This window comes from Streptomyces sp. LARHCF249 (genome assembly GCF_052871255.1).
On record NZ_JBIXJQ010000026.1, the window covers coordinates 1 to 19,643 of the forward strand.

General features: G+C 72.5%; 22 protein-coding genes. 20 read left to right on the forward strand and 2 right to left on the reverse strand.

Going from position 1 to position 19,643, the window contains the following annotated elements:
• The 10 genes from ribD to ACIPUC_RS36910 form a co-directional block, all read left to right on the forward strand.
• On the forward strand, window positions 1-768 hold a 768-nt coding region (gene ribD, locus ACIPUC_RS36865), incomplete at its 5' end, for a bifunctional diaminohydroxyphosphoribosylaminopyrimidine deaminase/5-amino-6-(5-phosphoribosylamino)uracil reductase RibD (RefSeq protein WP_446594808.1).
• A 1-nt stretch (window position 769) separates the two neighbouring features.
• Window positions 770-1,375, forward strand: a complete 606-nt coding sequence (locus tag ACIPUC_RS36870) for a riboflavin synthase (RefSeq protein ID WP_446594809.1) — start codon at window positions 770-772, stop codon at window positions 1,373-1,375.
• Window positions 1,372-2,025 (forward strand): nicotinamide riboside transporter PnuC, encoded by a 654-nt coding sequence (pnuC, locus tag ACIPUC_RS36875; RefSeq protein ID WP_446594810.1) that lies wholly within the window; start codon window positions 1,372-1,374, stop codon window positions 2,023-2,025. Before ACIPUC_RS36870 ends, pnuC begins: the two co-directional genes overlap by 4 nt.
• Window positions 2,022-3,326 (forward strand): bifunctional 3,4-dihydroxy-2-butanone-4-phosphate synthase/GTP cyclohydrolase II, encoded by a 1,305-nt coding sequence (locus ACIPUC_RS36880; RefSeq protein ID WP_446594811.1) that lies wholly within the window; start codon window positions 2,022-2,024, stop codon window positions 3,324-3,326. Before pnuC ends, ACIPUC_RS36880 begins: the two co-directional genes overlap by 4 nt.
• A gap of 37 nt (window positions 3,327-3,363) precedes the next feature.
• Entirely contained in the window at window positions 3,364-3,849 is a 486-nt protein-coding gene (gene ribH / locus ACIPUC_RS36885; RefSeq protein ID WP_007262951.1) for a 6,7-dimethyl-8-ribityllumazine synthase, read from the forward strand.
• Window positions 3,850-3,884: 35 nt separating this feature from the next.
• A complete protein-coding gene (locus ACIPUC_RS36890) occupies window positions 3,885-4,166 on the forward strand; it encodes a phosphoribosyl-ATP diphosphatase (RefSeq protein WP_446594813.1) in 282 nt (93 codons plus the stop codon).
• Window positions 4,167-4,233: 67 nt separating this feature from the next.
• Window positions 4,234-5,082: an ATP phosphoribosyltransferase gene (gene hisG / locus ACIPUC_RS36895; RefSeq protein WP_446594814.1), complete on the forward strand. Its 849-nt coding sequence runs from the start codon at window positions 4,234-4,236 to the stop codon at window positions 5,080-5,082.
• A 53-nt stretch (window positions 5,083-5,135) separates the two neighbouring features.
• Complete coding sequence (locus ACIPUC_RS36900; protein ID WP_446594815.1) at window positions 5,136-5,600, forward strand: PH domain-containing protein; 465 nt, start codon at window positions 5,136-5,138, stop codon at window positions 5,598-5,600.
• A gap of 202 nt (window positions 5,601-5,802) precedes the next feature.
• Entirely contained in the window at window positions 5,803-7,245 is a 1,443-nt protein-coding gene (locus tag ACIPUC_RS36905; RefSeq protein ID WP_446594816.1) for a hemolysin family protein, read from the forward strand.
• On the forward strand, window positions 7,242-8,285 hold the full coding sequence (locus ACIPUC_RS36910) for a hemolysin family protein (protein ID WP_446594817.1): 1,044 nt from the start codon (window positions 7,242-7,244) through the stop codon (window positions 8,283-8,285). Before ACIPUC_RS36905 ends, ACIPUC_RS36910 begins: the two co-directional genes overlap by 4 nt.
• 45 nt (window positions 8,286-8,330) lie before the next feature.
• On the opposite strand, the gene ACIPUC_RS36915 is transcribed toward ACIPUC_RS36910, so the two are convergent.
• Together ACIPUC_RS36915 and ACIPUC_RS36920 are read right to left on the reverse strand one after the other, a co-directional pair.
• Complete coding sequence (locus ACIPUC_RS36915) at window positions 8,331-10,244, reverse strand: AAA family ATPase (RefSeq protein WP_446594818.1); 1,914 nt, start codon at window positions 10,242-10,244, stop codon at window positions 8,331-8,333.
• A gap of 345 nt (window positions 10,245-10,589) precedes the next feature.
• Window positions 10,590-11,225: a uridine kinase family protein gene (locus ACIPUC_RS36920; protein ID WP_446594820.1), complete on the reverse strand. Its 636-nt coding sequence runs from the start codon at window positions 11,223-11,225 to the stop codon at window positions 10,590-10,592.
• Window positions 11,226-11,334: 109 nt separating this feature from the next.
• Here ACIPUC_RS36920 and ACIPUC_RS36925 point away from each other — a divergent pair, with 109 nt between their 5' ends.
• The 10 genes from ACIPUC_RS36925 to ACIPUC_RS36970 all read left to right on the forward strand — a co-directional run bounded on the left by ACIPUC_RS36925 (window position 11,335) and on the right by ACIPUC_RS36970 (window position 19,371).
• A complete protein-coding gene (locus ACIPUC_RS36925; RefSeq protein WP_446594821.1) occupies window positions 11,335-12,696 on the forward strand; it encodes a peptidase C39 family protein in 1,362 nt (453 codons plus the stop codon).
• 88 nt (window positions 12,697-12,784) lie between these two features.
• A complete protein-coding gene (locus tag ACIPUC_RS36930) occupies window positions 12,785-13,216 on the forward strand; it encodes an SPW repeat protein (RefSeq protein WP_446594822.1) in 432 nt (143 codons plus the stop codon).
• Between the two features lie 141 nt (window positions 13,217-13,357).
• Complete coding sequence (locus ACIPUC_RS36935; RefSeq protein ID WP_446594824.1) at window positions 13,358-13,510, forward strand: SCO1431 family membrane protein; 153 nt, start codon at window positions 13,358-13,360, stop codon at window positions 13,508-13,510.
• A gap of 167 nt (window positions 13,511-13,677) precedes the next feature.
• Window positions 13,678-14,067: a GntR family transcriptional regulator gene (locus ACIPUC_RS36940; protein ID WP_446594825.1), complete on the forward strand. Its 390-nt coding sequence runs from the start codon at window positions 13,678-13,680 to the stop codon at window positions 14,065-14,067.
• Window positions 14,064-14,984, forward strand: coding sequence for an ABC transporter ATP-binding protein (locus ACIPUC_RS36945; protein ID WP_446594826.1), 921 nt, complete (start codon window positions 14,064-14,066; stop codon window positions 14,982-14,984). The genes ACIPUC_RS36940 and ACIPUC_RS36945 overlap by 4 nt, the downstream gene beginning before the upstream one ends.
• A complete protein-coding gene (locus ACIPUC_RS36950) occupies window positions 14,981-16,003 on the forward strand; it encodes a transporter (RefSeq protein WP_446594827.1) in 1,023 nt (340 codons plus the stop codon). Before ACIPUC_RS36945 ends, ACIPUC_RS36950 begins: the two co-directional genes overlap by 4 nt.
• 31 nt (window positions 16,004-16,034) lie before the next feature.
• On the forward strand, window positions 16,035-16,811 hold the full coding sequence (locus tag ACIPUC_RS36955) for a class I SAM-dependent methyltransferase (RefSeq protein WP_446594828.1): 777 nt from the start codon (window positions 16,035-16,037) through the stop codon (window positions 16,809-16,811).
• 151 nt (window positions 16,812-16,962) lie between these two features.
• A complete protein-coding gene (locus ACIPUC_RS36960) occupies window positions 16,963-17,658 on the forward strand; it encodes a TetR/AcrR family transcriptional regulator (RefSeq protein WP_446594829.1) in 696 nt (231 codons plus the stop codon).
• A gap of 147 nt (window positions 17,659-17,805) precedes the next feature.
• Entirely contained in the window at window positions 17,806-18,978 is a 1,173-nt protein-coding gene (locus tag ACIPUC_RS36965) for an acyl-CoA dehydrogenase family protein (protein WP_446594830.1), read from the forward strand.
• Window positions 18,979-19,371: a GNAT family N-acetyltransferase gene (locus tag ACIPUC_RS36970; protein WP_446594831.1), complete on the forward strand. Its 393-nt coding sequence runs from the start codon at window positions 18,979-18,981 to the stop codon at window positions 19,369-19,371.
• Window positions 19,372-19,643 lie beyond the last annotated feature (272 nt).

The following is a 19,643-nucleotide window of genomic DNA, read 5'->3' on the forward strand; positions in this document are numbered from 1 at the left end:
GGCGCCGACACCCTGCGCGACGCCGGGATCACCGTGGAGGCGGGGCTGCTCGCCGACGAGGCCGAGGCGGGCAACACCGCCTGGCTGACCTCCGTACGGCTCGGACGCCCGTACGTCCTGTGGAAGTACGCCGCCACCCTCGACGGCCGCGTCGCCGCCGCCGACGGCACCAGCCGCTGGATCAGCTCCCCGGAGTCCCGCGCCGACGTCCACCGGCTGCGCGCCGAGGCCGACGCCGTGGTCGTCGGCTCCGGCACCCTGCGCACCGACGACCCGCACCTCTCCGTCCGCGGCATCGAGGGGGCCGTCCAGCCCCTGCGCGTCGTCCTGGACACCCGCGCCACGATCCGGCCGACCGCCCGCGTCCTGGACGAGGCCGCCCCCACCCTGATCGCCGTCGCCGAGGGCGCCGACACCCGCCACCTCGCCGGTGTGGAGCTGGTCCGCCTCCCGTCCGACACGTACGGCATCTCCGTGGACGCCCTCCTCGGCGAGCTGCACCGGCGCGGGGTCCGCTCCGTGCTCCTCGAAGGCGGGCCGACCCTGGCCGGCGCCTTCGTCGCCGCGGGCGCCGTCGACAAGGTCGTCGGCTACCTCGCCCCCGTCCTGCTCGGCGCGGGCCCCGCCGCCCTCGCCGACGCCGGCATCGGCACCCTCGCCGAAGCGCTCCGGCTCCGGATCACCGAGTCCGTCCGCATCGGCACAGACATCCGCATCACCGCCGTCCCCACGGCTTCCTCCGTCCCCACAGCCCTCAAGGAGCGCTGAAGTGTTCACCGGAATCGTCGAAGAACTGGGCGAGGTCGCCGCGGTCGAGCGGCTCGAGGAAGCCTCCCGCTTCCGCCTGCGCGGCCCCCTCGTCACCGAGGGCGCCAAGCACGGCGACTCCATCGCCGTCAACGGCGTCTGCCTGACCGTCGTGGACACCGCCGACGGCGAGTTCACCGCCGACGTCATGCAGGAAACCCTCAACCGCTCCAGCCTCGGCGCCCTGACCGAGGGCTCCCGGGTCAACCTGGAGCGCCCGATGGCGCTGGGCGGGCGACTCGGCGGCCACCTGGTCCAGGGCCACGTGGACGGCACCGGCGAGATCCTCTCCCGCACCCCCTCCGAGCACTGGGAGATCGTCAAGGTCGCCCTCCCGGAGAACCTCTCCCGCTACGTCGTCGAGAAGGGCTCCATCACCGTCGACGGCGTCAGCCTCACCGTGGTCGAGGCCGCCGCCGACTGGTTCACCATCAGCCTCATCCCGACCACCCTCGCGCTGACCACCCTGGGCATCAAGCAGCCCGGCGACCCGGTCAACCTCGAGGTCGACGTCCTCGCCAAGTACGTCGAGCGGCTGCTCGGCGCGGACCGGAAGGCAGCACAGTGAGCGCCCTGACCTGGCTCAACGCCGAGGCCTTCACCGTCTTCGGGCAGAAGGTCATCTGGTCCGACATGATCGGCAACCTGATGGGCCTCGCCGCCCTCGCCCTCGGCTGGCGGCGCTCCATATGGACCTGGCCCGCCCAGCTGCTCTCCGGCCTGATCCTCATCGCCGCCTACGCCTCCGCCCACCTCGCCGGCGGCGTCGGCAAGCAGCTGCTGGTCATCGGCGTCGCCGTATTCGGCTGGCGTGCCTGGCAGCGCGGCCGGCAGCAGGCCCAGGACGGCTCCATCGCCGTACGCACCGCCACCTGGAAGGAGCGCGGACTGCTCCTCGCCGGTGCGGCGCTGGGCACCCTCGCCGTCGGCGGGCTCTTCACGGCCTTCCCGCACCTGTCCTGGAGCCCGTGGGCGGACGCGTACATCTTCGTGGGCACCATCGTCGCGATGGTCGCCCAGGCCCGCGGCCTCGTCGAGTTCTGGTTCGCCTGGCTCCTCGTCGACCTGGTCGGCGTCCCCCTCGCCTTCAACAACGGCCTGGCCTTCTCCGGCCTCGTCTACGTCGTGTACTTCGCCCTCGTGCTGTGGGGCGCCTACGACTGGTACCAGCGCTCGCGCACCACCGCCGCCCCGGCCCTGGAAGGAGCAACGGCATGACCAGCCTCAAGCCCGTGCCCGCCATTCCCGAAGAGAGCTTCGAAGAGCGCTTCCGGCTCGACCCCGTCGAGCAGGCCATCCGCGACATCGCCGCGGGCCGCCCGATCGTCGTCGTCGACGACGAGGACCGCGAGAACGAGGGCGACCTCGTCATCGCCGCCGAGAAGGCCACCCCCGAGATCATCGCGTTCATGATGAGCGAGTGCCGCGGCCTGATCTGCGCCCCCATGGAGGGCCCCGAGCTGGACCGGCTCGAGCTCCCCCAGATGGTCCAGCACAACACCGAGTCGATGAAGACCGCCTTCACCGTCTCCGTCGACGCGAGCGCCGCCCACGGCGTCAGCACCGGCATCTCCGCCGCCGACCGCGCCACCACCCTGCGGCTCCTCGCCGACGGCGCCTGCGAGCCCGGCGACTTCGTCCGCCCCGGCCACATCTTCCCGCTGCGCGCCAAGCCCGGCGGCGTCCTGGTCCGCAACGGCCACACCGAGGCCGCCGTCGACCTCGCCCGCCTCGCGGGCCTGCGCCCGGCCGGCGCCATCGTGGAGATCGCCGGCGAGGACGGCGTCATGCTGCGCCTGCCCGAACTGATCCCCTTCGCCCGCAAGCACGGCCTGACGATCATCTCCATCGAGGACCTGATCGCCTACCGCCGCTCCGCCGAGCCGACCGTACGCCGCGAGGCCGAAGTCAGCCTGCCGACCGCCTTCGGCGACTTCACCGCGTTCGGCTTCCGCTCCATCGTCGACGGGGTCGAGCACGTGGCCCTCGTGCACGGCGAGGTCGGTGACGGCACCGACGTACTGGTCCGGATGCACTCCGAGTGCCTGACGGGCGACATCTTCGCCTCCCAGCGCTGCGACTGCGGCCCCCAGCTGCACGCCTCCATGCGGCGCATCCAGGCCGAGGGCCGCGGGATCGTCGTCTACCTGCGCGGCCACGAGGGCCGGGGCATCGGACTGCTGTCCAAGCTGCGCGCGTACGAACTCCAGGAGCGCGGCCGCGACACCCTCGACGCCAACCTGGAACTGGGCCTGCCCGCCGACGCCCGCGACTACGGGGCCGGCGCCCAGATCCTCGCCGACCTCGGCGTGCGCAGCGTCCGGCTGCTGACCAACAACCCCGACAAGTCCGCCGCCCTCGTACGGCACGGCATCGAGGTCTCCGGCCGGGAGGCCATGCCGGTGGAGGCGGGCGAGCACAATCTGCGGTACCTGCGCACCAAGCGGGACCGCATGGGCCACGACCTGCCCTGGCTGGACGGGGCCGTGACCACGTCCTCCACCTGCGGCAACCAGTAACCACACACCCGAACACGAACCACCGAGGAGCAGAGCTGTGAGCGGCAAGGGCGCACCCGAACTGAGCGTGAAGAACTGCGGAGACCTGCGAGTCGCCGTCATCGCTGCCCAGTGGCACGAGAAGGTCATGGACGGACTGGTCGACGGCGCCCTGCGCGCCCTGCACGAGCTGGGCATCGACGAGCCGACCCTGCTCCGCGTCCCCGGCAGCTTCGAGCTCCCGGTCGTGGCCAAGGTACTCGCCGGTCGCGGTTACGATGCCATCGTCGCCCTCGGAGTGGTCATCCGCGGCGGCACCCCGCACTTCGACTACGTCTGCCAGGGCGTCACCCAGGGCCTGGTACAGGTGTCGATCGACACCGGAGTCCCCGTCGGCTTCGGCGTACTGACCTGTGACAACGACGAGCAGGCGCTGGACCGCGCCGGGCTCGAGGGGTCGAACGAGGACAAGGGGCACGAAGCGGTCACCGCCGCCGTCTCCACCGCCATGACCCTGCGGACGGTCAGCGAACCCTGGCGCTGAGTGGCGTGGGGGAACCCCGTATTCTGAGGACCATCATGGCGAGCAAACCCTCCAAGACATTCGAAGAGCTCTTCAGCGAGCTCCAGCTCAAGGCCGCCAACGGCGACCCCAGCACCTCCCGCACCGCCGAGCTCGTCGGCAAGGGCGTCCATGCCATCGGCAAGAAGGTCGTCGAGGAGGCCGCAGAGGTCTGGATGGCCGCCGAGTACGAGGGCAAGGAAGCCGCCGCCGAGGAGATCTCCCAGCTGCTCTACCACGTCCAGGTGATGATGGTGGCGCGCGGGATCTCCCTCGACGACGTCTACGCGCACCTCTAGGCCGGAGCCTTTCCCCACGGGCCCCCGCCCGCACACCCTTACGCATCTACGCACTGAAGGAAGCCCCATGCTGCGCATCGCCGTCCCCAACAAGGGTTCACTCTCCGGACCGGCGTCGGCGATGCTCCATGAGGCCGGCTACCGGATGCGCAAGGAGTCCAAGGAACTCGTGGTCGTCGACCCCGAGAACGAGGTGGAGTTCTTCTACCTCCGCCCCAAGGACATCGCGATCTACGTCTCCTCGGGCCGCCTCGACATCGGCATCACCGGCCGCGACCTGCTGCTCGACTCCGGCGCCAGCGCCGAGGAGATCCTGGCGCTGAACTTCGGCCGCTCCACCTTCCGCTACGCCACCACCCCCGGCACCGCGAAGGGTCCCGAGGACTTCCACGGCATGACCATCGCGACCTCGTACGAGGGAATCGTCGCCAAGCACCTCGCCGAGAAGGGCATCGACGCCTCCGTCGTCCACCTCGACGGCGCGGTCGAGACCGCCATCCAGCTCGGCGTCGCCCAGATCATCGCGGACGTCGTCGAGACCGGCACCAGCCTGCGCAACGCCGGCCTCGAGGTCATCGGCGAGCCGATCCTGACCTCCGAGGCCGTCGTCATCCGGGGCAACGGCGCCGAAGCCGAGCACCCCCAGGTCCAGCAGTTCCTGCGCCGCCTCCAGGGCGTCCTGGTGGCCCGCAGCTACGTGATGATGGACTACGACTGCCGCGCCGAGCACCTGGAGCGCGCGGTCGCCCTCACCCCGGGCCTGGAGTCGCCGACCGTCTCCCCGCTGCACAACGAGGGCTGGGTCGCGGTCCGTGCCATGGTCCCGGCCAAGGAGGCTCAGCGGATCATGGACGACCTGTACGAGCTCGGCGCGCGCGCGATCCTCACCACCTCGATCCACGCCTGCCGTCTCTGACCCGCTGTCGCGGAACCCCTCGCAGAACCCTCTCGCAGAACCGAGCGCACACCATGACCGAGCCCGCCGCCCAGCCCGTACCGCCCGCCCTGCCGGTCACCTTCCGGCCGACCCGCACCCGGGCCGTCCTGCTGAGCGTCGGGCTCGCCATGTTCGCGACCATCACGGCCATCGCCCTCCTGCTGGAGACCCTGAGCACGGGCGAGCGGATCAGCTTCGTCTTCGTCGCGGTCATGCTGAGCTCGGTACTCGTCCTGCTCAGCCGCCCCAAGGTGGTCGCGGACGAGGCCGGGGTCACCGTCGTCAACCTCACCAACACCCGCCGCCTGGAGTGGGCGCAGATCCTGCGCGTCAACCTCCGCCCGGGCGACCCGTGGGTGTTCCTCGACCTCAGCGACGGCACCAGCCTGCCCGCCCTCGGCATCCAGCCCGGAATCGCCCGGGCCCAGGCCATCGGCGACGCCCGCGCCCTGCGCGCCCTCGCCGAGACCAGGGGAACCGGCGCGCAGGACCACTGAGCCCCCCGAACCTCGTGGCCGCGTACCGTTGCGGCCGCGATCTCAATGACTACCCTGGTGGCGGGGCGCAGCTGTGCGCCCTCCCACCTGTCCCGGGACCCCCGGGTCCTGCGGGCACCCTGCGACTTGAGGAGTGACTCCCTCCAGCAATGGACGGATCGTCCGGTAATACCCGCGCCGCCCTCCCCACGGAGGCGGCGGCATGACCATCCCGCTACTCCTGCTCGGCGCGGCCTTCGTCCTGATCCTCGCCAACGGTTTCTTCGTGGCAGCCGAATTCGGCCTCGTCACCGTGGAGAAGCCCGAGGCCGAGCGCGCCGCCGCCGACGGTGACCGCCGTGCCCGCACGGTCGTCAAGGCCCTGCGCGAGCTGTCCTTCCAGCTCTCCGGCACCCAGCTCGGCATCACCATCACCTCCCTCGTGGTCGGCATGCTCGCCGAACCCGCCCTGGCCGCACTGCTGGCCGGGCCGATCGCCGCGACCGGCCTCTCCGGGGGCGCCGCCTCCGGCATCGCCGTGGCCATCGGCATGCTGCTCGCCTCCGCCGTCCAGATGGTCGTCGGCGAACTCGTCCCGAAGAACTGGGCGGTCTCGCGGCCGCTCCAGGTCGCCCGCTTCGTCGCCGGTCCCCAGCACGCCTTCTCCCGGGCCTTCCGGCCGGTGATCGCCGGCCTCAACGCCGTCGCCAACCGGCTCGTACGGGCGCTCGGCGTGGAGCCCACCGAGGAAATGGCCTCCGCCCGCACCCCCGGCGAACTGGTCTCCCTGGTCCGCCATTCGGCCCAGGCCGGCGCCCTCGAACAGGACACCGCCGACCTCTTCGTACGGACCCTCTCGCTGGGCGGTCTCACGGCCCAGCACGTCATGACCCCCCGGGTGAAGGTCAGCGCCCTGATGCACACGGCCACCGCGGCCGACGTGCTCAACCTCACCCGCGCCACCGGCCTGTCCCGCTTCCCGGTCTACCGCGACCGCATCGACGAGATCACCGGCGTGGTCCACCTCAAGGACGCCCTCGCCGTGCCCGAGCCGGAGCGCGCCCGCACCACCGTGGGCCGGATCAGCGTTCCCCCGCTGCTGGTGCCCGGCTCCCTGCCGGTGCAGCCGCTGCTCGAGCGGCTGCGCAGCGAACAGCCGATGGCCGTGGTCGTCGACGAGTACGGCGGCACCGCCGGTGTGGTCACGCTCGAGGACATCGTGGAGGAACTCGTCGGAGAGGTCCGGGACGAGCACGACCTCGCAGAGGACGGCGGACCCGAGCTGGCCGCCGTACCCGCCGAGGACGGCCGCCCCTCCTGGGAGGCCGACGGCAGCTGCCGGGTGCACACCCTGCGCCGGATAGGCCTGGAGGTGCCCGAGGGCCCGTACGAGACCGTCGCCGGCCTCGTCGCCGACCTCCTCGGCCGGATCCCCGCCCCCGGGGACCGCGCGGAGCTTCCCGGCTGGCGGCTGTCCGTCCGCCAGGTCGGCCGCAACCGCGCGGAGCGGGTGCGCCTCGTACGGCTGAGCGCCATCCCCGCCGCGGGCCCGTACGGTCAGCCCTCCGGGTCCGACCGCACCGCGCGGCCCGCCACCCGCGTCGGCGCCGGCCGCCCCGCCGCCCCGGCCCCGCAGCCGGCCGAGCTGGAGGGCGCGGCCCGATGAGCGTGCTCCAGCTCCTCTTCGCCCTGCTGCTGGTCCTCGCCAACGGCTTCTTCGTCGGCGCCGAGTTCGCCCTGGTCTCCGTACGGCGCAGCCAGATCGAGCCGCTCGCGGCGAGCTCCAAGCGGGCCCGCCAGGTGCTCCACGGCCTGGAGAACCTGCCCCGCATGATGGCCGCCGCGCAGTTCGGCATCACCGTCTGCTCGCTCACCCTCGGCGCGGTCGCCGAACCCACCGTGGCCCGGCTGCTGGAGCCCGTCTTCCACGCCGTCCACGTACCGCAGGGCCTGATCCACCCGCTCGGCTACGCGTTCGCGCTGGCCGCCGTGGTCTTCCTGCACCTGGTCATCGGCGAGATGGTCCCCAAGAACCTCGCCATGGCCGCCCCCGAGAAGACCGCCCTGTGGTTCAGCCCCGGCCTGGTCGCCTTCGCCCGCCTGTGCGGGCCGGTCACCACCGGGCTGGGCGCCTGCGCCACGCTGGTCCTCCGGCTGTTCAAGGTCGAGCCGAAGGACGAGGTCGAAGCCGTCTACACCAGCGCCCAACTGGGCCGTCTGGTCGACGACTCCCGGCAGGCCGGGCTCCTCGAACCGGGTGAGCAGGAACGTTTGGAGGACGCCCTCGAACTGGGCAGCCGCCCGGTCACCGACGTGCTCCTGGCGCCGGGCCGCCTGGTCACGGTCGGCCCCTCGGCCACCCCGCGCCAGATCGAGCAGCTGACGGTCCGCACCGGCTACTCCCGCTTCCCCGTCCGCTCCGCGAACGGTGCCTTCATGGGCTACCTGCACGTGAAGGACGTCCTGGACCTGGAGGAGCGGGAGCGGGCCGTGCCGCAGCGGGTCTGGCGCCGGATGCCGGTCCTGTCCGCCACCCTGCCGCTGGACGACGCGCTCAGCGTCATGCGGCGCGATGCCACCCACCTGGCCCAGGTCGCCGACCCGTCGGGCCGGGTCCTCGGGCTGGTCGCCCTGGAGGACGTCCTGGAAATGCTGGTGGGCGAGGTCCGCGACCCCTCCCACCGCGTCCCGGCGGGCCGGGCCTAGCCTGCGGGCGGAGCCCCCTGCCCGGGACGGGGCTCCGCGCAGCGGTTACAGCGGCGGCGGCTCCGGCCGGTCCTGGGGGCCGCGGCCCGACAGGACCTCGCCGTAGGCCTGCATCAGGTCCGGCAGCCGCAGCGTCGCCAGGTCGTCGCGCGAAGGCTCCCCCGGGAACCCCGCCAACCGCAGATCCCGGTACGCGCAGCTCTTCTCGTACAGCGTCCGCAGAAACCGCCCGTTGCCGAGCTCGTCGATCCAGCCCTGCTCCACCACGTGCCCGCTGATGCTGCGCAGCTCCTCCATGGCCTCCTCGTCCCAGCGGTCCCCGTTCGCGTCCGCCAGGACCCCGCCGATCGCGGTCAGTTCCAGCGGCCGGTAGCTGGGGAAGTCCACCCGGGAGGTGAACCGCGAGGACAGCCCCGGATTGGCGGCCAGCAGCCGGTCCATCCCGGCCGGATAGCCCGCCAGGATCACCACCAGGTGGTCGCGGTTGTCCTCGGCCCGCTTCAGCAGCACCTGGAGGGCCTCGTCGCCGTACGCGTCGCCCTTGCTGTAACCCGAGTTGGACAGCGAGTAGGCCTCGTCCACGAACAGCACCCCGCCGATCGCCGAGTCGATCAGCTCGTTCGCCTTCACGGCGGTCTGGCCGAGGAACTCGCCCACCAGGTCCGCCCGCTGCGCCTCCACCAGATGGTCGCCGCCCAGCAGCCCCAGCGCGTAGAACACCCGGCCCAGGATCCGCGCCACCGTCGTCTTGCCCGTGCCGGACGGCCCGGAGAAGACGAAATGCCGTTTCGGCGGCTGCACCGGAAGCCCCTGCCCCGCCCGCAGCCGCGCCATGTGCAGCTGCGCGGAAAGCGCCTTCACCTGCCGCTTGACCGGCTCGAGCCCCACCATCCGCTCCAGCTCCGCCAGCGCCTCGGCGAGCGCCTCCGGGTCGGCGGGACCGGCCGGCAGCCCCGCGGGCGCGCCCTGCGGCGGGACGGACACCTTGCGCCGTGCGCCCTCCGCCCGGCCCGCGGCCGGCGTCGCCGCGCCCAGCGGATCGGGCTCCACCTGGCCGTCCGCCGCGATGTCCTGGACCGGCCCGCCGCCGCCCAGCGCCACCGCCGCGAAGTCCCCGCCCGCCGGGGGCGGGCCGTGCCCGCCGTGGCTCCCGAACCCGGAATACCCCGCCATGCCGGCCATGCCGTCGGTGTCGTCGCCGTCCTCGATGGCCGTCAGCCGGGCCGCGGTGTCCATGAACGCCGGGTCCACCCGGTGCACCGCCCGGTACAGCGGCAGCGCCGCCGCGCTGCGCCCGGTGCCCTCGTGCGCCCGCGCCAGCCAGTACCGCAGTTCCTTGCGCTGCGGCTGCTCGCTGCGACATCGCATCAGCGCCGCCGACAGCATCGGCTCCGCCTGCCCGTACATCTCCAGCCGCACCCGGGCCATCCCGCCGAACAGCCCGGCCTCGATGCCCAGCAGCGGATCGTCCACCAGCGGCTCGGTGTGCCGGACCAGCTGCTCCCAGTCCTTGACGAGGTAGGCCCGGCAGGCGTGCAGGAACCGCACCTGCGGATCGGTGTCCACCGGGGGCAGCGCGGCGAGGGCCTGGTCCAGCTCGGGCACGTGGCGGCCGTCCAGCCAGTGCGAGGCGTGGGCCAGCAGCAGGTCCCGCCGGCTCTCCAGTACCGGCTGCACCCACCAGCCCAGCCAGTACCAGGAGTTCAGCGTCCGCCGGTGGCGGGCCCGCTGTTCCCCGAAGCGGTCCCGGTGCGCGTACATGCGCAATAACGCGTCGGTGGTGTCCACCCGCAGCGCGTGCAGGCCCAGCCAGGCGTCGGCCATCGTGGGATCGATCCGTACGGCCGCCCGGAACTCCTCCTCGGCCTGCGGGTAGGCGCCCATGGTGCAGGCGTCGACCCCGCGCAGCCAGGCGAGTTCGGCCGGGGCGTGCGTGCTGCCCGGCGTGCCGAAATCCATCACGTCCCCCACAAGCCTGCCCCCGTGGTGCGCGGCAACCCCCGCGTCGAGTACGCGAGTTGCCCTTGCGCCGATGAAATCAGGGGTGCATCGTACCTGCGGTTTCGCACCTTACGTAGGGTGCGAGGGGCCGGGTTAGGGGGTGTGTCCCGGGCGCGCCCGGTGACGCAGGGTGAAGACGCGGGGAGGCCGGGCGCAGGACGAAGCCCCCGATCACGGGGGAACAACCGGGGGCTTCGTGTGCGCGGAGGCCGGTAAAAGCCCCGCATTGAGAACGTAAGGCCGGTGCGGGCCCCAGGTCAAGCAGGTCGGTGGAGCCCCGGCGGAGCGGACGTACCGGGCGGCTCAGGCCCGGGGGAGTCCGTGACCCTCGGTGACGGAAGCGGGTGCTCGTGCGGTCGCACCCGTCCCGGAAGACCACTCGTATCCCGTACCGCTCTGGCGTACCAGGGTGTCGGCGAAGGGGCGCGAAGGGTCGTCCGAGAAGTGCGCGAGCTCCGCGCGCTCCCATCCGTCCCAGAAACCGGAAAGTTCACGCCCGTCCCGGTTTCGCCCCCGCCCCCAGGACTGCTCGCGCGGCGTCTCCATCCACAGCAGCCGCGCCAGATGCGGGCGCAGCGCCCGCCGCCCGGCCCCGACCCCCTCGACGAGGAGCACCGGCGCCGGCTCCAGTACCCGCTCCGGGCCGAAGCGGCGCTCCACCCAGTCGTACGGGGCCCAGTGCGCGGGCCGCCCGGCGGCCAGCGGCTCCAGTACCTGCGTCCGCAGCCGCTCCTGCCAGCCGAACAGCTCCTCGTGGGTGGCCACGTCGTCCAGGTGCAGCACCGGAGCCCCGCCCAGGGCGTCCGCCAGCCGGGCGGCGAAGGTGCTCTTCCCGGAACCGGCGTGCCCGTCGATCCCGACGAGCCGTACCGGGCCCAGGGAGGGGGGCAGCGCGGAGAGCTCCCGCGCGAGTGATTCGAGTGACAGGTGTGGCTCCACCCGACCAGCGTAGACAGGGCCGACACGACGCGCGGCTTCGGCCCGCGACCGGCGGGAACTGGAAGGGTGAAGCCACCGAAGCACCGACCCACCCTGGGGGAACCCCGCGATGACCGCACCCACACCGCGCAGGGCCGTACTCGTCGCCGCACTCGCGGTCGCCACCGCGGCCACCGCCGCCGGCGTCTGCGGCGGCAGTGCCTCCGCGGCCGCCCCGTCCGCCCCACGGGGTCCGGGCCGGACCGTCGACAACCGGTTCTGGTTCTCGCACGCCCACTGGCTGGCCGGGACGCACCAGGGCACCACCGCGGCCGGCGGCGCCCGCCCGGGCCTGGAGATCAGGACCCCGGCGGGCCGGACCGAGTACGCCGACCCGCACACCGGGAAGAAGGGCGTCTGGGAGTACGCCACCTGGACCTCGCCCGTGCACCGCCCGGCCGTCCCCGCCACGGAGGCCGTCGCCTCCTGGAACGCGCACACCCCCGCGGGAACCTGGATCCGGATCGAACTGCGGGCCACCTACCACGACGGCACGGCCACCCCCTGGTACGTCATGGGCCGCTGGGCCTCCGGGGACGGCGACATCCGCCGCACCTCCGTGGACGGCCAGACCGACGGCCGGTCCACCGTCTGGACCGACACCCTGGCCGTCGACTCCCCGGCGGGCGGGGCGCGCCTCACCGCCTGGCAGCTGCGACTGACCCTGTACCGCAGGCCCGGCGCAGACCGCGGGCCCACCGTCCGGCTCGCCGGCGCGATGGTCTCCGACGTCCCGGACCGGTTCACCGTCCCCGCCTCCACCCCCTCCGGGCGGGCCCGCGAGCTGAAGGTCCCGCGCTACTCCCAGGAGGTCCACAAGGGGCGGTACCCCCAGTACGACAACGGGGGAGAGGCCTGGTGCAGCCCCACCTCCTCGCAGATGGTCGTCGAGTACTGGGGCCACAAGGCCTCCGCCGGCTCCACGGCCTGGGTCGATCCGCGGTACTCCGACCCGCAGGTGTGCCACGCGGCCCGCTCCACCTACGACGCCGCCTACAAGGGCTGCGGCAACTGGCCCTTCAACGCCGCCTACGCCGCCACCTACCCCGGGCTCGCGGGCGTCGTCACCCGCCTCGCCTCCCTCGCCGACCTGGAGACCCTGGTCCGGGCCGGGATCCCGGCCATCACCTCGCAGTCCTTCCGCGCCGAGGAGCTCACCGGCGCCGGCTACGGGACCGCGGGCCACCTGATGACCGTCATCGGGTTCACGGCCGCCGGCGACGTCGTCGTCAACGACCCCCACTCGCCCGACAACCCGTCCGTACGCCGTGTCTACAAGCGCCGCGAATTCGAGAACGTCTGGCTGCGCACCAAGCGCCACAACGCGGCCGGCAAGGTCGTCTCCGGCGCCGGAGGGATCTGCTACCTCTACGCTCCGGCCGTGCCCGACCCGGCTCGGATCGCGGCGCTGCGTGCGGTCGGAGTGCTGTGAAACCCACCTTTTGACCTGATGACCCGGATAGACGGAACATAAGGGGGTAAATGGCACATAAAGGCTTCTCAAGGAGAGGCGGCCAGTCATGACCACCCATTCGAGCATCGAGCACCACCCCGACCTCGCTGAGATGCGCACGCGCTTCGAGCGGGTGACCAGCACCCCCGCAGCACAAGCCGTGGAGGCATTGTCCCTGGTCACCGGCCTGTACCTGGCGGCCTCGCCGTGGATCGCCGGGTTCAGCACCCTCACCCCGCTGGCCATCAACAACCTGATCGCCGGCCTGGCGTTCTGCCTGTGCATGGGCGGTCTGGGTTCTGCCTACGAGCGCACCCACGCCATGGCGTGGACCGCGGTCGCCCTCGGTGCATGGACGATCATCGCCCCGTGGGCCATCGCAGGCGAGATGGACACGACCCGCACGGTGGTCAGCAACGTCATCACCGGCGCCGTCGCCCTGTGTCTCGGCCTCGCGATGGCGGCGATGGCCGGCCGCGACCGGGAGTCCCGCATCTGACCGGGACGCCGGAGGGATCTCACCGGCCGGGCCCCGGCCGCACCGGTACGCCGGAGCGGCCGGGGCCCGGCGGCGTGACGCGCGCCACCAGTGACCATCGTCTCTTCCGCGAAGGCCGCGAACGCTGGCACATTGGACACCATGACCGCCCACAGCGCCGCACCCGACGCCCCCGCCCGCAACCTCGTCCGCACCGGGGGCCCCAAGGACGACTCCTCCTGGCTGGAGCACGTGCTCGGCTGGACGCTCGTCGTGGTGGTGGCCATGTTCGTCACCCAGGTCGGCTGGCTGTAACCCCCCTCGGCCGGCCGGCTGCACCCTCCCCGGACCGCCGCCTCCCGCGCGCCCGTCACGTTCGTCGTGGCGGGCGTTTTCGCGTCCCCGGACGGCGGGCCTGTTTGACGCCAGTGGATCACGCCTGCACTATTCCACTAACCCATTAGTGGAATGAGGTGAAGGGCATGGAATTCCGGGTCGACCGGCGCAGCGGCGTCGCCACCTATCTGCAGCTCGTCACCCAGGTCAAACAGGCGCTGCGACTCGGCGTACTGGAGCCCGGCGACCGGCTGCCCACGGCCCGGGAGGTGGTCGAGGCCACCGCGATCAACCCGAACACCGTGCTCAAGGCGTACCGGGAGCTGGAGCGCGAAGGGCTCGTGGAACCGCGCCCCGGCGCCGGCACCTTCGTACGGCGCTCCCTCGCGCACCCCGAGGCGGCCGCCGACTCGCCGCTGCGCCTCGAACTGTCGGCCTGGACGGCCCGGGCGCGCGCGGCGGGCCTGGACCGCGAGGACATCACGGCGCTGATCACGGCAACCGTGGACGCAAGCTTCAGAGAGGACACCACGTGAGCGACGAGAACCTCGCCACCGCACTCCGGGCGACCCGGCTCGGAAAGGGATTCCGGGGCCGCAGCGCCCTGAGCGACTGCGATCTCGAGCTGCCCGCCGGACGCGTCACCGCACTCGTCGGCCCCAACGGCGCCGGCAAGAGCACCCTCCTCCAGCTCGCAGCCGGCCTGCTGCGCCCCACCACCGGGCAGATACGCGTCCTCGGGCACGCCCCCGGCTCCCGCGAGGCCCGCGAGCGCACCGCCTTCCTGGCCCAGGAGAAGCCGCTCCACCCGCGGTTCACCGTCGCGGACACCCTGCGCCTGGGCCGCGAGCTCAACCGCGGCTGGGACCAGGCCCTCGCCGAACGCCTCGTACGGGCCGGAGGCATCCCCCTCACCGCGCGCGTCGGCTCCCTCTCCGGGGGAAACCGCACCCGCGTGGCCCTGGCACTCGCCCTGGGAAAGCGGGCCCGTCTCCTCCTCCTGGACGAGCCGCTCGCCGACCTCGACCCGGTGGCCCGGCACGACGTCACGGCCCTGCTCATGGCCGAGGCAGCCGACCGCAGGGTCACCATCGTCATGTCCTCGCACGTCCTGTCCGAGCTGGAGGACGTCTGCGACCACGTCCTGCTCCTCAAGGACGGCGCCGTACGCCTCTCCGGCGACGCCCAGGAACTCCGCGATGCGCACACCCGGCTCACCGGCCGAGCCGACCCGATCGAAACCGACGGCCTGCCCCACGCCTTCGACCGGAGCACCGTCGTCCACGCGGTCACCGCCGGACGCCAGGTCACCGCCCTCGTCCGCGGCCCCGCCGCGGCAGCGCTCGCGGCCGCGGACGACGACCGCTGGATCAGCGAAACCCCCTCCCTGGAGGACCTGTTGCTCGCCCACCTGCGCGCCCCGCGCGCCGACCGTACGGAGGCAGCCGCATGAAAGGCGTCCTGTGGCTGGCCTGGCGCCAGCAGCGACTGATGATCGTCACCGGCGTCGTACTGCTCGCGGCCACCGCCGCCTGGGTCGCCTACATGCGCTCCGAGCTGATGACACTGATCGACGACTACGGCTTCGTCCCCTGCAAGGGCTGGAACGGCGGCTGCGAGAGCGTGGGCAGCTTCCTGGTCCTGGACGCCGGCACCGGCCCGATCAGAGCCCTCGGCACCGTCGGACTCGCCCTCCCCGCCCTCATCGGCGTGTTCTGGGGCGCCCCGCTGCTGGGCCGCGAACTGGAGAGCGGAACCTTCAAACTGGCGCTCACCCAGGGCGTCAGCGGCCACCGCTGGTTCGCTGCCCGCTTCGCCCTCGCCGCCCTGTTCGCCGTGCTCGCGTCGGGCGTCGTCGCCGCACTCGTCGCCTGGTGGTGGGCGCCCGTGTCCAACACGCTGAACGGCCTCTACTGGTACGACGCGTACATATACAACGCGACCGGCCCCGCCTCCGTGGCCTGCGCCCTGTTCGGCCTCGCCACCGGTACCGCCGTCGGCCTGCTGGTCCGCCGCACCCTGCCCGCCATGGCCGTGACCCTCGCCGCGATCGGCACTGCGAGCGTGCTCACCCGGCTCCTGCGGACCGCCTGGATCGACCCCGAGACCCGGATCACCCCGGGCATGACCCCCAAGAAGCCGGTCGGCAGCGCCTGGTCCACCGGCGAGTTCGGCTACCTCACGCCCGACGGGCGGGAGCACGACATCAACACCCCCGTCTGCCAGACCTCCGGCGAAGAGCTCCGGCAGTGCATGGCGGAACACGGCTTCGTCGCCCGCTACCACAAGGTCTATCCGAGCAGCGACTTCTGGACCTTCCAGTGGATCGAGACCGCGCTCTACCTGGGCCTGGCCGCCGTACTGGTGGCCCTGGTCCTGTACGTCCTGCGCCGCCCCGCCGAGACGGCCCGCGCCGCCGCTGCCACCGCGACCACCGCGACCGCCAGGACATCGGAGACCGCAGGCGTCTGATTCCCTCCACACCACCCACAAGGGACCCCTCATGGCCACGAAGAAGAACCTTCAAGCCGACCGCACCAGCGTCACCCACAAGGTCCGCTACGCACTGAGCAACCCGACCCGCATCGCCCCGTACGTCCGCCGCGCCGCACGGGACGCCTGGCTGCGCCACAAGCACCCCGACCACGTGTCGTACTACCGGGCCGTCATGGCCTCCGACACCGGCCGCAACCCCGAGGCCGCCGTCGGCAGCCAGACCCACGACCGCTGGCTGGCCCTGGGCAAGATGCAGTTCGACTACCTGCTGGAACACGGCCTCACGCCCGCCCACCGCATGCTCGACATCGGCTGCGGCAACCTGCGGGCGGGCTGGCGCTTCATCGAGCACCTCGATCCCGGCCACTACTACGGCATCGACATCTCGCCCGACATCCTCATCTCCGCCAAGGAGACCCTGACCAGGCAGCGCCTGCAGGACAAGCTGCCGCACCTGACCATCACCCGGGACCTCACCCTGGACTTCCTCCCCGACCGCCACTTCGACGTCGTGCACGCGCACAGCGTCTTCTCCCACTCCCCGCTCCCCGTCATCGACGAGTGCCTGGCGCACGTGGAGCGCGTACTGGCCCCGGGCGGCTGGTTCGACTTCACCTTCGACCGCACCGAGGGCGCCGAACACCAGGTCCTGCGCGAGGACTTCTACTACCGCACCGAAACCCTGGTCGACCTCGCCGCACGGCACGGCCTCAAGGCCCGCTTCATGGACGACTGGGAGCGGCTCGGGCACGGCCAGTCCAAGATCCGCGTCACGGCCGGCTGACCCGCGCCGAGCCGCTGCGGGCCCGCGGTGTGCGAAGGGTTCCGGGGATGGCGGGACCGGCGGCCCGCTGCCGGTCCCGCCGGCAGCGCCGTGCTGCCGGCGTGCTGCCATACTTCAGCCGTCCGGCGGCAGTTCGAGGCTAGGTCCGAATTTGAATAATAGTCAACAGCGCGGTACGACCGGGCGTTCGCAGGTCCGCAGGGCCGAACTCATAGCGACCGGGCGCAAGTTGTTCGCCGACACCTCGTACGACGCACTCTCCATGGACGACATCGCCAGGCAAGCGGGCGTCGCCAAGGGACTGATCTACTACTACTTCAAGAGCAAGCGCGGCTACTACCTCGCCATCGTCGAGGACTCCGTCGCCGAGCTCGTCGCCCGCGCCGGCGGGGAGACCGACCTGCCGGCCGCCGAGCGGGTCCGGCGCACCGTCGACGGCTACCTGCACTACGCCGAGCACCACCACGCCGCCTACCGCACCATCGTCACCGGCGGCGTCGGCTCCGACGCCGAGGTGCTGGCCATCCGCGACGCCGTCCGCGAGGAACTGGTCGCCACCCTCGCCGAAGGCGCGTACGGGCACCGCGCCCTCCCGCCCCTCGCCCGGCTCGCGCTCGTGGGCTGGCTCTCCTCGGTCGAGGGGATCACCCTGGAATGGACCGGCGCCCTCGTCGCGGGCGCGGCCGACCAGCCCGACCGGGACCGGCTCGGGGCCCTCCTGGTACGCCAGCTGCGTACGACACTGGACGTCATCGAAGAGTTCGTCCCGGAGTGCCCCGCTCCGCCCACCCCGGGAGAAGCCGCCGGAGAGCGGGACGATCTTGCACCGGTGACGGGACGCCCCTGATCGGGCATACTCGACCCGCCGCAGCCGCTGAACAGCCCCTTCCGTGATCCGGAAGGGCAGCATCGGCTGTAAGAGCACCGAGATCCGGCGGCGCGTCCCACACCTCACGCGTCGCCGCCGTGCCCGACCAGGGAGGAGAGCGCTGCCATGACAGACCGCGCCCCGCAGACGGTGGACCGTCAGCTGCCCACCGAGGAGTCCCGGGACCTCCTCGCCCTCGTACGCGAGATCGCGCAGCGCGAGATCCGCCCCAAGGCCGCCGAGGAGGAGGACACCGGACGGTTCCCCCGCGAGGTCTTCACCCTGCTCTCCGACGCGGGGCTGCTGGGCCTCCCGTACGCCGGAGAGTTCGGCGGCGGCGAGCAGCCGTACGAGGTGTACCTCCAGGTCCTGGAAGAGCTGGCCGCGGCCCGCCTGACCGTCGGCCTCGGCGTCAGCGTGCACTCCCTGGCCTGCCACGGACTGGCCGGCTACGGCACCAAGGAGCAGCAGTCCGCCCACCTGCCCGACATGCTCGGCGGCGGCCTGCTCGGCGCGTACTGCCTCTCCGAGCCGGCCGCGGGCTCCGACGCCGCCTCGCTGACCACCAAGGCGGTGCGCGAGGGCGACGACTGGATCATCACCGGCACCAAGGCGTGGATCACCCACGGCGGAGTCGCCGACTTCTACACCGTCCTGGCCCGCACCGGCGTCGAGGGCCCCAAGGGCATCACCGCCTTCCTGGTCCCCGGGGACGCGGAGGGCCTGACCGCGGCCGTGCCCGAGAAGAAGATGGGCATGAAGGGCTCGCCCACCGCCCAGCTGCACTTCGACGGGGTACGGGTGCCCGACGCGCGCCGCATCGGCGAGGAGGGCCAGGGCTTCACCATCGCCCTGGCCGCACTGGACGCCGGGCGCCTGGGCATCGCCGCCTGCGCCATCGGCGTCGCCCAGGCGGCGCTGGACGAGGCCCTGACGTACGCGCTGGACCGCAAGCAGTTCGGGCACCCGATCGCGGACTTCCAGGGGCTGCGCTTCATGCTGGCCGACATGGCCACCAAGATCGAGGCGGGCCGGGCGCTCTACCTCGCGGCGGCGCGCCTGCGGGACGCAGGCAAGCCGTTCTCCCGGCAGGCGGCGATGGCCAAGCTGTTCTGCACGGACGCGGCGATGGCGGTCACCACGGACGCCGTCCAGATCCTCGGCGGCTACGGCTACACCGCGGACTTCCCGGTCGAGCGCCTGATGAGGGAAGCGAAGGTGCTCCAGATCGTCGAGGGCACCAACCAGATCCAGCGCATGGTCATCGCCCGCCACCTCGCCGGGCCGGAGACGCGCTAGGTGCGACAGCCCGCTGCGCTCGAGGTCAGCCCGGCGCTGACCGAGGCCGAACTGAACGAGCTGTTCGCCGCCTCCTGGCCCGGGCACCGTACGGCCTCCTTCACCCCGGTCCTCGAGCGCAGCCTGGCCTGGGTCGCCGCGCGCCGGGACGGCCGCCTGGTCGGCTACGTCAACGTGGCCTGGGACGGTGGCGTGCACGCCTTCGTCCTCGACACGACCGTGCATCCGCAGGAGCGGCGGCGCGGCCTGGGGGTCCGGCTGGTCCGGGCCGCCGCCGGGGCGGCGCGGGAGCGCGGAGCGCAGTGGCTGCACGTCGACTACGAGCCGCACCTCGAGGCCTTCTACGCGGAGTGCGGCTTCCGCCCGACGGCGGCGGGGGTACTGGCGCTGTGAGCGGGGGCTCTGCCGGCCGGCTTCAGGGTCAGCTTCCGGATCGGGCTCTGGGCCGGCTACCGGGTCGGCTCCAGGGTCGGCCTCTGGGTCGGCTACCGGGTCGGTTTCTGGGTCGGCTCCAGGGTCGGCTACCGGGTCGGTTTCTGGGCCGGCTCCCGGGTCGGCTTCCGAATCAGCTTCCGAAGAGCGGACCGTTCGGCCAGATCGGGGAGGAAGCGATCCGGGACCACTCCGGGTCGCGCCGCCCCGGCACGGTCCGGCCGTCCTCGGTC

Coding starts and splice junctions, on each gene's coding strand:
- ACIPUC_RS36915 (WP_446594818.1), bottom strand. CDS start 10,244: ATGGATTTCGGCACGCCGGGCAGCACGCACGCCCCGGCCGAACTCGCC.
- ACIPUC_RS36905 (WP_446594816.1), top strand. CDS start 5,803: ATGACCATCCCGCTACTCCTGCTCGGCGCGGCCTTCGTCCTGATCCTC.
- hisG (WP_446594814.1), top strand. CDS start 4,234: ATGCTGCGCATCGCCGTCCCCAACAAGGGTTCACTCTCCGGACCGGCG.
- ACIPUC_RS36940 (WP_446594825.1), top strand. CDS start 13,678: ATGGAATTCCGGGTCGACCGGCGCAGCGGCGTCGCCACCTATCTGCAG.
- ACIPUC_RS36925 (WP_446594821.1), top strand. CDS start 11,335: ATGACCGCACCCACACCGCGCAGGGCCGTACTCGTCGCCGCACTCGCG.
- ACIPUC_RS36910 (WP_446594817.1), top strand. CDS start 7,242: ATGAGCGTGCTCCAGCTCCTCTTCGCCCTGCTGCTGGTCCTCGCCAAC.
- ACIPUC_RS36880 (WP_446594811.1), top strand. CDS start 2,022: ATGACCAGCCTCAAGCCCGTGCCCGCCATTCCCGAAGAGAGCTTCGAA.
- ACIPUC_RS36890 (WP_446594813.1), top strand. CDS start 3,885: ATGGCGAGCAAACCCTCCAAGACATTCGAAGAGCTCTTCAGCGAGCTC.
- ACIPUC_RS36950 (WP_446594827.1), top strand. CDS start 14,981: ATGAAAGGCGTCCTGTGGCTGGCCTGGCGCCAGCAGCGACTGATGATC.
- ACIPUC_RS36900 (WP_446594815.1), top strand. CDS start 5,136: ATGACCGAGCCCGCCGCCCAGCCCGTACCGCCCGCCCTGCCGGTCACC.
- ACIPUC_RS36965 (WP_446594830.1), top strand. CDS start 17,806: ATGACAGACCGCGCCCCGCAGACGGTGGACCGTCAGCTGCCCACCGAG.
- ACIPUC_RS36955 (WP_446594828.1), top strand. CDS start 16,035: ATGGCCACGAAGAAGAACCTTCAAGCCGACCGCACCAGCGTCACCCAC.
- ACIPUC_RS36930 (WP_446594822.1), top strand. CDS start 12,785: ATGACCACCCATTCGAGCATCGAGCACCACCCCGACCTCGCTGAGATG.
- ACIPUC_RS36935 (WP_446594824.1), top strand. CDS start 13,358: ATGACCGCCCACAGCGCCGCACCCGACGCCCCCGCCCGCAACCTCGTC.